Source organism: Leptolyngbya sp. BL0902, from assembly GCF_016403105.1.
GTDB lineage: Bacteria > Cyanobacteriota > Cyanobacteriia > Phormidesmidales > Phormidesmidaceae > Nodosilinea.
The window spans coordinates 115,325-127,055 of the sequence record NZ_CP046155.1; the positions used below are offsets into that span (position 1 = coordinate 115,325).

The 11,731-nt window shown below is 58.1% G+C and carries 10 protein-coding genes; 4 read left to right on the forward strand and 6 right to left on the reverse strand.

The window, feature by feature from the left end; genetic code table 11:
• The gene (locus tag GFS31_RS00495; RefSeq protein WP_198806378.1) at positions 1-453 is read right to left on the reverse strand and encodes an SRPBCC family protein; all 453 of its coding nucleotides are present in this window, start codon (positions 451-453) and stop codon (positions 1-3) included.
• A 255-nt stretch (positions 454-708) separates the two neighbouring features.
• Between GFS31_RS00495 and GFS31_RS00500 the strand changes: the two genes are divergently transcribed.
• The gene (locus GFS31_RS00500) at positions 709-2,118 is read left to right on the forward strand and encodes an ammonium transporter (RefSeq protein WP_198806379.1); all 1,410 of its coding nucleotides are present in this window, start codon (positions 709-711) and stop codon (positions 2,116-2,118) included.
• A gap of 53 nt (positions 2,119-2,171) precedes the next feature.
• Here the strand turns inward: GFS31_RS00500 and GFS31_RS00505 are convergent, their stop codons facing one another.
• The 3 genes from GFS31_RS00505 to GFS31_RS00515 form a co-directional block, all read right to left on the reverse strand.
• The gene (locus GFS31_RS00505) at positions 2,172-2,759 is read right to left on the reverse strand and encodes a Uma2 family endonuclease (protein WP_198806380.1); all 588 of its coding nucleotides are present in this window, start codon (positions 2,757-2,759) and stop codon (positions 2,172-2,174) included.
• Between the two features lie 119 nt (positions 2,760-2,878).
• Positions 2,879-3,844: a ribose-phosphate pyrophosphokinase gene (locus tag GFS31_RS00510; RefSeq protein ID WP_198806381.1), complete on the reverse strand. Its 966-nt coding sequence runs from the start codon at positions 3,842-3,844 to the stop codon at positions 2,879-2,881.
• A gap of 467 nt (positions 3,845-4,311) precedes the next feature.
• Entirely contained in the window at positions 4,312-4,629 is a 318-nt protein-coding gene (locus tag GFS31_RS00515) for a DUF3067 family protein (protein ID WP_198806382.1), read from the reverse strand.
• Positions 4,630-5,106: 477 nt separating this feature from the next.
• Between GFS31_RS00515 and petC the strand changes: the two genes are divergently transcribed.
• The 3 genes from petC (at position 5,107) to typA (ending at position 8,838) form a co-directional block, all read left to right on the forward strand.
• A complete protein-coding gene (gene petC, locus GFS31_RS00520; RefSeq protein WP_198806383.1) occupies positions 5,107-5,649 on the forward strand; it encodes a cytochrome b6-f complex iron-sulfur subunit in 543 nt (180 codons plus the stop codon).
• A gap of 56 nt (positions 5,650-5,705) precedes the next feature.
• On the forward strand, positions 5,706-6,671 hold the full coding sequence (petA, locus tag GFS31_RS00525) for a cytochrome f (RefSeq protein WP_198806384.1): 966 nt from the start codon (positions 5,706-5,708) through the stop codon (positions 6,669-6,671).
• A 376-nt stretch (positions 6,672-7,047) separates the two neighbouring features.
• The gene (gene typA / locus GFS31_RS00530) at positions 7,048-8,838 is read left to right on the forward strand and encodes a translational GTPase TypA (RefSeq protein ID WP_198806385.1); all 1,791 of its coding nucleotides are present in this window, start codon (positions 7,048-7,050) and stop codon (positions 8,836-8,838) included.
• Positions 8,839-9,081: 243 nt separating this feature from the next.
• Here the strand turns inward: typA and GFS31_RS00535 are convergent, their stop codons facing one another.
• Both GFS31_RS00535 and psb34 read right to left on the reverse strand, forming a co-directional pair.
• Positions 9,082-11,343 (reverse strand): hypothetical protein, encoded by a 2,262-nt coding sequence (locus GFS31_RS00535; protein ID WP_198806386.1) that lies wholly within the window; start codon positions 11,341-11,343, stop codon positions 9,082-9,084.
• Positions 11,344-11,483: 140 nt separating this feature from the next.
• On the reverse strand, positions 11,484-11,654 hold the full coding sequence (gene psb34, locus GFS31_RS00540) for a photosystem II assembly protein Psb34 (protein WP_198806387.1): 171 nt from the start codon (positions 11,652-11,654) through the stop codon (positions 11,484-11,486).
• Positions 11,655-11,731 lie beyond the last annotated feature (77 nt).

Consider the following 11,731-nt stretch of genomic DNA (forward strand, 5'->3'; position numbering starts at 1 on the left):
CTAGACCGCAGGGGGCTGATGGTGCGTCTGAGCGTAGTCCCGAAACCGATTTAGGTCAGACTGGAGGGTCGCTTCTACTAAACGGCCCAAAAACAGTCCGTCCATCCATTTGATGATGGCTGGAATGGCGTAGGAGACCGTCAGCTTGACGCTAGATTGCCCCTCCTTGCGGTCGTAGAACCGAATGGCACCTTTGTTGGGCAAGCCGTCGATGGCTTCCCACTGAATAATTTGGTATTCCACCAGGTTGGTAATTTTGGAGCGCCAGGTAAACTCTAGCCCCCGCGAAGCCAACTTCCATTCCGACAGGTCTGGGGTTTCGGGCGGAATGCGGACAGAATCGATCCACTTCATCCATTTCGGCATTTGTTCGAGATCGCACCAGAGATTCCAGGAGGTCTCTACTGGAACATTCACATCGACGATTACGCTGTGGTCAAGCCATTCACTCATGGGGGCTACCTGCCATCAATCCGCTATTACCAGAATACAGGGGTTCCCCAAGTTTGCACGGACGGGCTGTTCTGTGGACTACGGGAAATATTGGGGTAATGGGATATACCGCTACTTCAGAATTTCCCGCAGTTGGTATAGTCCTGAAGGATTAGGCATTGGAGAACAAAAAATCCCATGGTACAGCAGCGTAGTGGTGTGTCGAGTCCTCCCATCGTCAGGGGTCGCCCCGTCAGGATCCAAAAACGGTGGGGAATGGCCCTTCCGTGGGCTCTGGGGTTAGGCGTTGGCGGTGCCTTGGCCTTCAGTCCCTCAGTGTTTGCCCAGGCGGAGGCTCCAGGGATGGTCATGGCCCTCAGTCCTGAATCGCTTCAGGTAGCGGTAGATACCCTTTGGGTGCTGGTTGCAGGGTTTCTGGTGTTTTTTATGAATGCCGGATTCTGCATGTTAGAAACCGGATTCTGCCGCAGTAAAAATGCCGTTAACCTGCTAGCCAAAAACCTGATTGTCTTTGGCCTCTCCACCCTGGCCTTTTGGGTGCTCGGTTTTGGGATAATGTTTGGTGACGGCAACGGACTTTTCGGCTATTCCGGCTTCTTCCTCAGCGGAGCCGACAACAGCCCCGCCACCGGAGCGGATTATCAAGGCGTTTACGACTCCCTCAGTTGGGCTGGGGTGCCGCTGAAGGCCAAGTTCTTTTTCCAACTGGCCTTTGCGGGCACTGCGGCCACCATTGTTTCTGGGGCCGTAGCCGAGCGGATTAAGTTCCTCGCCTTCTTTGTCTTTAGCCTGCTGCTAGTGGGCATCTCCTACCCAATCACAGGCCACTGGGTTTGGGGTGATGGCTTCCTATCTGCCTTGGGATTTTACGACTTCGCGGGCTCCACCGTGGTACATTCCGTCGGCGGCTGGGCCGCATTGATTGGGGCCATTCTGCTGGGCCCTCGCCTAGGCCGTTATCAGCAGCGTCCGGTGGCGATGCCGGGGCACAACCTCAGTATTTCTGCCCTGGGCTGTTTGATTTTGTGGCTGGGATGGTTTGGCTTTAACCCCGGTTCCACCATGGCTGCCGACCCCTTTGCCATTAGCCACATCGTTGTCACCACTAACCTGGCCGCTGCCATGGGAGCCCTCGCGGCCACCGTCACCTCCTGGGTCTACCTCACCAAGCCCGACCTGTCGATGATTATCAACGGCGTGCTGGCAGGGCTGGTGGCCATCACCGCCCCCTGTGCCTACGTCAACCTGGGTAGCGCCGCCTTGATTGGTCTGCTAGCCGGGGTACTGGTGGTGTTTTCAGTGACGTTTGTGGATCGCCTCAAAATTGATGACCCCGTCGGAGCCATTTCCGTCCACCTGGTTTGCGGCGTGTGGGGCACTCTCGCCGTAGGGCTATTTAGCGTTGGCCCCGGTATCTATCCCTGGTATGGCCCCGGCGATGGCCCGCTAGCGGGCCTGTTCCTGGGAGGTGGGCTAGTGCAACTTCTCGTTCAACTGCTGGGGATCGTGGCCGTCGCGGCGTTTACGGTACTGTTCAGCTTGACGAGCTGGCTGATTATCAAAGCCTCCATTGGTATCCGGGTTTCTGCCAACGAAGAGCACAACGGCCTAGACCTCGGTGAGCACGCCATGGAAGCCTACCCCGAGTTTGACATCACCCACTAGCAAGCCTAGAACCCCGGTTTCTCGAAGTCGAAGAAGTCGGGGTTCTGTTGGAATTAACCCGCAGATTCAGGAACTTCAGGCTCAGGCAAAGTCACCTCTTCATAGAGATCCGCCATATCGCCCTCCCAATTCACGCTGGTTAGGACAACCCGATCCCCCTCAGCGTAGGGATGCAGCACCCACAGCCCCTCCTCATTGCGGCGAAACACCTCCACCTGCTGGCGAGTTTGGGAAATCAGCGCGTACTCTTCCAGGCTGTCTAAGTGGCGGTAATCGGCAAACTTATTGCCCCGGTCAAAGGCTTCGGTACTTTCAGACAGCACCTTCACAATCAGGCAAGGGTTCTGTTTGTAGGTGCTGAGAGCCGTATCCCGTTCGTCGCACGTCACCATCACATCGGGGTAGTAAAAGCGATTGAGGGCTTCAATCCGAGCTTTCATGTCGAGGGCATAGGCCCGACAGCCTTGATCGCGCAAGTGCCCCCGCAGCAAGGCCCACAGGTTGAGCGCTAGGGTGATATGGGCATCGGTGCCGCCTGCCATGGCGTAGATTTCCCCATCGCGATACTCGTGCTTGATGGGGCTGTCGGCTTCGGCAGCGAGGTAGTGTTCTGGGGAAATGTAGTTAAAGGCGGCAACCATAGCGGCACCGGATTCCTGACGATGGATTTTTGGTTCGTCAACGCCAAACCAAAAATTCTGGTGGATGACCTCTGGTTGGGAAGGGCGAGGAGACCTCGCCCCTACGGTGATCGATCTGTCTAGCGGAACATGCTGCTGACGGAGCTTTCTTCGTGGATGCGCCAGATGGCTTCTCCGAGGAGGTTGGCCATGGAGAGGACGGTGAGTTGCTCAAACTGGCGGGCGGTGGTCATGGGGATGGTGTTGGTGACAATCACTTCCTCAAAAATGCCGCTGGAGAGCCGCTCAATCGCTGGGGGGGAGAAGACCGGGTGGGTCGCACAGGCATAGACCTGGCGGGCTCCCTCTTTCTTTAGCAGTCTAGCCCCCTCGCAGATGGTGCCTGCGGTGTCGATCATGTCATCCACTAAGACCGCCGTTTTGCCGCGCACATCGCCGATGACGTTCATCACCTCAGCGACGTTGTGGGCTTGGCGGCGCTTGTCAATAATGGCCAGGGGCGCATCGTTCAGCTTTTTGGCAAAGGCCCGGGCGCGGGCCACGCCACCTGTGTCGGGGGACACCACCACCAAATCTTCCAGCTTTTTGCTGGCGATGTAGTCGATGAGCACTGGAGTGCCGTAGACATGGTCGCAGGGGATGTCAAAATAGCCCTGAATTTGGGCCGAGTGGAGGTCAATGGCGAGGACACGGCTGGCCCCCGCCTTGGCCATTAAGTTGGCGACTAGTTTGGCGGTGATGGATTCCCGTCCAGCGGTTTTGCGGTCGGCCCTGGCATAGCCGTAGTAGGGCACCACCGCCGTAATTTGCCGCGCCGACGCCCGCCGACAGGCATCGATCATAATGAGCAACTCCATCAGGTGATCGTTCACCGGATGGCAGGTGGGCTGGATGAGGTACACATCACAGCCCCGGATGGACTCTTGAATCTGGATGTACAGTTCACCATCGGCGAACCGTTTGCGAACCATGGGCCCCAGATCGATACCGAGATACCGGGCTACCTCACGGGCGAGTTCAACATTGGCGGAACCGGAAAAGAGCTTTAGACGATTGTTATCGCTAAAGGCGGGAAGCGACGGCATCTGAACCGGCAAGGTGGCAGAACGAATCACAGCAGGCCCTCTGAGCATGTTCACCTAGGAAATCCTAACATTCCTAAATCAAAACCTTCTGAGCATTTCTCCTTATTTGGCAGCAGAAATCTCACCAAGAATTGCCCCCAGGGGCTCGTCCAGCGGGAACTAACCCCCACTGGCATTCCAGAAGTCTTGACGGACGGACAGAAAAATCGCTTGTTAACCCACAGCCATGACCGCTAAACGTGTTATCGTCCGCTGACAGAAACGCCTCACCCCAAATTACTGGGGCCAATACTCCATGAAAAAGCTACAAAAACGGCCTACGCCAGCGCTATAAAAAAGAAGTTCATTAGGGAAATATTAGCCAACATTACCAAGCTTTGTCTGCCCTGTCGCCGAACTAGCCCGGTTTCCCGCCCCGGATTGGCACCTCCGATTGACCGTGGCGAGGTAGGTGGGCTCAGGGCGGCTTAAAACTCGTCAGCTAGCCACTCTAACGCGCGGTCGCCTAGGTCGAGGGGGATGCTCACGGCCTTACCCAAGCGAGGTTTCTCACGGGTTTCGGCGATCCAGGCTTGGATATGGGCGCTTTGCCCCCACTCGTTGAGGTACAAAGCCACCTGGTTGAGGTGGGTTAGGTAGTCAGCCTCGCTGAGGGGAAAGGACGCCTGCTCTAGGTAGCGCCACATCACCTGAAGGAAGATTTTGCCCTGGGTGCGACGCAACTGAAGGTCGTAGGAATAACCCCACTTATCCTGCAACAGGGCTTGTAAGTCTTGGCCTGTCATCCCCCCTCCTTCGGCGGTGCTCCGCCCTGCTTGATACATTTCTTTACGATACGGCCTACCCTTCAGATTCGATCCCAGAGCCTATAAATTGGCCTTAAGCCCTCAAAAAAACATCTTTTGGGGGTTAATACCTGGTTTTGGGCCACCCTATCTCGCCAGAAGCGCGTTTTAAGCCCTGATAAATGGCATAATCCAATTTTCTTCCCCCAAGGCGACAGGCCATCCCCAGCCGTTGAACCGCCATCGTGGACGGCTACGAATCTGAGAACATCATGGTGCAATAATACGATTGGTTAAGTTCTAGGCTTCCGTAGGAGGGGGAAATTCCTCCGTCGGCCCCTTGAGGCGATGCCCTTTAAGGCGATGCCCCGTCAGGCGAAGGTCTGGCCATGGGCGCGGTTGTTGCTGACAGCGGTATGGCCAGGGGAGCGTGGATAGTCGCTGATAATACATTTGAACGGGTACACCAGCTAAATTATGACTCAAGTTTCTGGAACCTCCGATGTCCCCGATTTGGGGCGTCGCCAATTTATGAACCTACTGACCTTCGGAGCAGCTACGGGCACCGTCCTGGGGATGCTCTACCCGGTGGTCAAATATTTTGTGCCGCCCTCCAGCGGTGGCGGTGGCGGTGGCGTAACCGCTAAGAACGAACTGGGCAACGATGTGGTGGTTAGCTCGTTCCTGGCCGCCCACAACTCCGGTGATCGCGTTCTGGTGCAAGGTCTGAAGGGTGATCCCACCTACCTCGTGGTGAAGGACAACGGCACCCTGGAAAGCTACGGCATCAACTCTATCTGCACCCACCTGGGCTGCGTGGTGCCCTGGAACGCCAGCGAAAATAAATTTATGTGCCCCTGCCACGGCTCCCAGTACGATGCTACGGGCAAGGTGGTGCGTGGCCCTGCACCCCTGTCTTTGGCCTTGGCCCACGCCGATGTCACCGAAGACGACAAGGTTTCCCTCAGCCCCTGGACGGAAACCGACTTCCGCACGGGCGAAAGCCCCTGGTGGGCCTAGGGCAACTGCCCTCCCCGGTCTCAATGACACACTCCATCGCTATGACATCTATACCCATGACTGCATTCCTTTCATCGGTGCGTCGTTGGCGGCCAGTTGCCGTTGCCTTTGCCACCGTTCTTCTCGTCCTTGGCGGGGTGCTGGTTCAGCCCCAACCCGCCGCCGCCTATCCCTTCTGGGCCCAGGAAAACTATCCCGTCCCCCGCGAAGCCACGGGCCGGATTGTCTGTGCTAACTGCCACTTGGCCGCTAAGCCCACCAAGGTCGAAGTGCCCCAGGCCGTTTTGCCCGACACGGTTTTTCCCCTGAAAGTCGAAATTCCCTACGACCTAAATACTCAGCAAGTGCTGGGTGACGGTAGCAAGGGCGGCCTCAACGTTGGTGCCGTGGTGGTTCTGCCCGAAGGCTTCAAGCTAGCCCCCGCAGATCGGATCCCTGAAGATCTAGCGGAAGAAGTGGGCGGCACCTACTTCATGCCCTACAGCGACACCCAGGAAAATATCCTCATCGTTGGCCCCCTGCCCGGTGAACAGTATCAGGAGATCGTCTTCCCGATTCTGTCTCCCGATCCTACGACCAACAAAGCCGTTTCCTTTGGTAAGTACTCAATCCACGTCGGCGGCAACCGTGGCCGTGGCCAGGTGTACCCCACCGGGCAAAACAGCAACAACTATGCGGTTAACGCCTCTGTCTCCGGCACCGTGGCCGACATCGAAGCCCAGGCTGGTGGTGGCTACGCCGTATCCATCCTGACTGAGGGTGGCGAAACCGTGGTAGACAGCATCCCCGCTGGCCCTGAGCTGATTGTTTCCGCAGGCGACGCCGTGGAAGCCGGGAAGCCCCTGACCACTAACCCCAACGTGGGCGGTTTTGGCCAGATCGACACCGAAATCGTGCTGCAAAGCCCCAACCGGATTAAGGGTCTGATCGCCTTCGTGGCGGCGGTTATGCTGACCCAAATCATGCTGGTGCTGAAGAAGAAGCAAGTCGAGCGCGTCCAAGCCGCCGAAATGAGCTTCTAAGGCCCAGACCTAACGGTTTACTAACCATGAATCACGGGGGTACTTCGGTACCCCCTTTTTTATTGATCGTTGGCCCACCCTTGCGGCTACCCCCTGAATTCCTCTCTCGACGAAAAAGAGACTTTGAAAAATCGGTGAGATTTTCGATTCCTGTGGGAGCGGGACTGGGGTGAGGGTGCAGGACATTTGGCCATGCATCCAGCCTATTTATCCGCGTTTGTTGATAGAAATCGTGACGGGTCTCTGTGCATTACGCTACAATTGTTAAGACTTTTTGCATATTCGGAACTTATCTTGAGCTTCTGGCTGGCGGGTGCTTGGGCTGAGTTTCGTAGCCCGTTTGTACTGCCGACGCTTTACCCTTTACCTTTCATTTATGACTCTTCCTATCCGCAACGTCGCGATCATTGCCCACGTTGACCACGGTAAAACCACCCTGGTTGATGCGCTGCTCAAGCAATCTGGTATTTTCCGCGAGGGGGAAGAGGTTCCAGACTGCGTCATGGACTCCAACGATCTGGAACGGGAGCGCGGCATCACGATTCTGTCCAAAAACACCGCCGTTCGCTACCAAGACACGCTGATTAACATCGTAGACACCCCTGGCCACGCCGACTTTGGCGGCGAGGTAGAGCGCGTTTTGGGGATGGTAGACGGCTGCATCCTGATTGTGGACGCCAACGAAGGCCCCATGCCCCAAACCCGCTTTGTGCTGAAAAAAGCGCTAGAAAAGGGTCTGCGTCCCATCGTCGTGATCAACAAAATTGACCGGGGTCAGGCTGAGCCCCACGGCGCGGTAGACAAGGTGCTGGATCTGTTCCTCGAGCTAGGGGCCGACGACGACCAGTGCGAGTTTCCCTACCTCTTTGCCTCCGGCATGGCAGGGTTTGCCAAGCTGAAGCTGGAGGACGAAAACGTCGATATGAAGCCCCTGTTCGAGTCCATCCTCGACCATGTGCCGCCCCCGGTGGGCGATGTGAACAAGCCCCTCCAGCTTCAAGTCACCACGCTCGACTACTCCGAATACCTGGGCCGGATTGTGATTGGCAAACTCCACAACGGCACCATCAACGCCGGACAGCAGGCCGCCCTGATGAAGGAAGACGGCTCCATGGTGAAATCCAAAATCACCAAGCTGCTGGGTTTTGAGGGTCTGCGCCGGATTGAAATCGAGCAGGCCACCGCTGGCCAAATCGTGGCCGTGGCGGGCTTTGCCGATGCCAACATTGGCGAAACCATCACCTGCCCCAACAATCCCCAAGCCCTGCCGCTAATCAAGGTAGACGAACCCACCCTGCAAATGACCTTCGTGGTCAATGATTCTCCCTTCGCCGGACAGGAGGGCAGCTTCGTCACCTCTCGGCAACTGCGGGATCGGCTGATGCGGGAACTGGAAACCAACGTGGCCCTGCGGGTGGAACCCACCGATTCCCCAGATCGCTTTGCGGTCTCCGGTCGGGGTGAACTGCACCTGGGCATTTTGATCGAAACCATGCGCCGGGAAGGCTACGAGTTCCAGGTGTCTCAGCCCCAGGTAATCTACCGGGAAGTGAACGGCCAACCCTGCGAACCCTACGAACTGCTGATTCTGGATGTGCCCGAAGACGGTGTCGGCGGCTGTATGGAGCGTCTGGGCCAGCGTCGGGCCGAAATGCAGGACATGCGGGTAATGGGCGATGGCCGCGCCACCCTGGAATTTATCATCCCCGCCCGTGGTCTGATTGGCTTCCGGGGTGAGTTCATGCGCCTCACCCGTGGGGAAGGGATCATGAACCACAGCTTTTTGGACTATCGGCCCCTCTGCGGTGACATTGAGACCCGCCGTAACGGGGTGCTGATCGCCTTTGAGGAAGGGGTGGCCACGTTCTACGCCATGAAGAATGCCGAAGATCGCGGCACGTTCTTCATCACCCCCGGCACCCGCGTCTACAAGGGCATGATCGTGGGCGAACACAACCGCAACCAGGATCTCGACCTGAACGTTTGTAAGACCAAGCAGTTGACCAACCACCGGGCCTCTGGGGGTGACGAACTGGTGCAGCTTCAGACTCCGGTGGATATGAGCCTAGAGCGGGCGCTAGAATACATCGGCCCCGATGAGCTGGTGGAAATCACCCCTGAGTCCATTCGTCTGCGGAAACTGTCGAAGAAGCTGGTGAAGCGTTAAGGAAAGGCGGTTCCTGTTCCTAGAACCGCTCTCCCAACAGCCCTGACCCTGACTCCAGCCTGACCGGGATGCTGCGGCTCCCGCACCTAGGCTGATCCAGGGTTGGGGCTGTTTCTGCATGGGTGGCCCGTGCGACTAGCCGCCCCCCGTTCCGCCACGACTCGTCACACCCAGGATTCCCAATAGCGCCTGAGGCAGAGCCCGCCCCTGCCCTGGCGAGTCTTCGCTTACTTCCCCAGGGGATCAAACCTGCTCTAGCAAGGTCTCCTCGTTATCCGTTGACGAGGCCGCATCCAACAGCGTCAGCAAGGGGCCAACCTGTTCCTGACCGCTGACCGCCAGATCGCTGTGACACAGGAAAACACGCTCGGTTGCACGACCCAGTAGATCGTGGAGGGTGCGCTCTAGACGAGCTTGGTGCAGGGCTTCGAGGTCGTCGCTGCGCCAGGGTCGTCCGGCGTAGGAGGACAGAAAAATCGGAAAGCCAAACAGACTATCGGCGGACAGCCAGCGGGGGGAGCCCACATCCAGCCAAAAGTGCCAGCGGTGGCGCATCCGTTGTAGGCGGTATTGGAACACGGTGGCGAGGACGACCCCCTGCTGAGCCGGGTCGAGGGGCTGGGCTGGATAGGGGTTGGCGGCGACGGTGCCTTGACGCAGCAGGGTGATAAACCGTTCTGTGGCGCTGGTTTCAGGGATTAGGGCAGCGGCAGGATCGGGTAGCAGGGACGAAGACAATCCCGCGTGAAACCCATCGCCGCCGGGGGCTAGATTGAGCCTGTCTACCCGTCTGGAGAACTGGCCACGGGGGGATGAGGGCTGGCGCTGGCGTAGCTGTTCGTCCACCGTCCAGTATTGCTGGGCCGTTTCCACCAGTTCCCGTAGGGCGGTGAGCTGATCGGATGGGAGGTGATGGCCTCCGCCATAGAAGGTTTGAATGGCCCGATCTAAAAAGCCCACCACGCCAGGGATAAACCGCTGCTGGCGCTGTTCCTGCTGCTGGGCAATCCACTGGCGCAGGTGGTTGTAGCACTGGGTGGCCCTATAACCAAGGCGATACCAACGCTCGAAGCGCTCCACGGGCAGCAGTTGGGGGCGATCTAGCTGGGGCGCAAAGCAATGATCCACGAGCAGTTCTGCCCGCACCGGATCAATCTGCACCGTATCAAACCAGGGAGCCACATCGGGGGGCTGGGGACGTTGGCTCAGTACCACCAGCATTTCCGCCACCGAGTCGGCATCGGCTAGGTGGCCCAGGTTGGGATAGACAAAGGTGATCAGCGTGAGTAAAGCCCGCACTAGGGGGGAGTGGATGAGGGGGCGCTGATCATTAAGGGAAGCGGCGGGAATGCCGTGGCTAAGCAGAATTTCCGCTAGGGTATAGCGGGCAATGGCGTCTAGCCCCGGCCCCAGGATGGCAATTTCTCCAGGCGTGACCTGCTTTGCAGCGACGGCTTGGGCAATCACCTCCCCCACCTGCCGCAACAGCGCCCCCCGCGAGACCGTTTGCAGGCTGTGAAAGGGCTCTAGGGGAGTGGGCATAGCTAGGGGATCGGCGACCCAATCCACCATGAGATCGGCCCAGGGGTTAGCTAGGTTGCCCAAGGGCGCAGGCAAGGTTTCTACCACAGCACAAGATTCCCGCAATCCTTCCAGGCGGTCTGGGTCAGCTCGTACCCCCAGGCGCACCTTACCCTGGGGGTTCCAGGTTAGGGCTACGGGGCGGTGGTGGGCCATGAAAATCCGCAGCCATTCGGCAGTCACGGCGGGATATTCGTCTAGATCATCCACCCAAACGCCCCCATAGCGGGCGAGCAGCTTCTCTTGGTAGAGGGGATGGGGCAGCAGGTAGCGCCAGTAGAGTTCTGTCATCACCCCGTAGGTGAGCAGGCTGTGGTTAAGGCACCAATCCCGCCACGCCATGAGGGCTTCTCCCATGGTTCGCCATACGGCCTCTGGGGCAAATCCAGCGGGTATTCCTTCCGGCAGCAGGGTTGGCAGGTCTTCCACTGGGATAGTAGCCGCCGCCGCCATGTTGAAGAAGTCTAGGGCACGGCTCACGGTTTGGGAGACTGACCACCCCTCCACAGCCATCGACCCATCCCGCAGTTGTGCTTGCCAAAAACGGGTGGCAAATTCCTCCTCATTTTCGGGCCGAAGCTGTAGCGGAAACTGCGGCATCGGCCCCAGGTGCGGCACCAGCAGCGGCCAAAACAGCGTTACCTCGTCTTGGATGAAGCCGCTGGGGGTGGTGGTGTCAACTGGAATCTGGCCCTGGATGCGGCTGGCCAGGTAGTCGGCCAAGCTCAGCCGATTGTCGCCAATGGCAGCAAAGACTAGGACTGTTTGCCCTGGTGTGAGGGGGGAGGGCTGATCGGGATTAGCCCATTCCAAAAGCTGATCCACCAGCCAAGCGGTTTTGCCGCTGCCCGTTGGCCCCTCACACCAGCGCGGCCACCCTGCTGGGGAATGGGAAGCATGGGGTTGGGTTGAGGAGGCGATCATGGCCACACCGCAGGACAAGGCTATAGCCCAACATACCCCATTACAAAGCAGGGCAATCCCGTCGAGATTGCCCTGCTGGTGGCCTTGAAGCAGCCTGAATTAACGTCGTCTTGCAGCCTAAGGCTCAAGCAAGGGGGAAACTAGGAAACGGAAATTGCGACCACAAACAGGCCCACCACTAGCGCCGCCGCCAGACCACCCATGATGATGTAGTTACGCTTTTGGTTGGCCGTGGGCGGCTCCGCTTCGTACATCTTGGGTTCGTTGGCAAAGTTATTCAGGCGTCCGCCTTCTTCAGTGGTGTAGGGCATGGTTAAGCATCCTTCCTAAAACTTCACCTAGCTTAGCAAAGGTTGGTCGAGATCGCCCTGGGGGGATCCACCCTTGT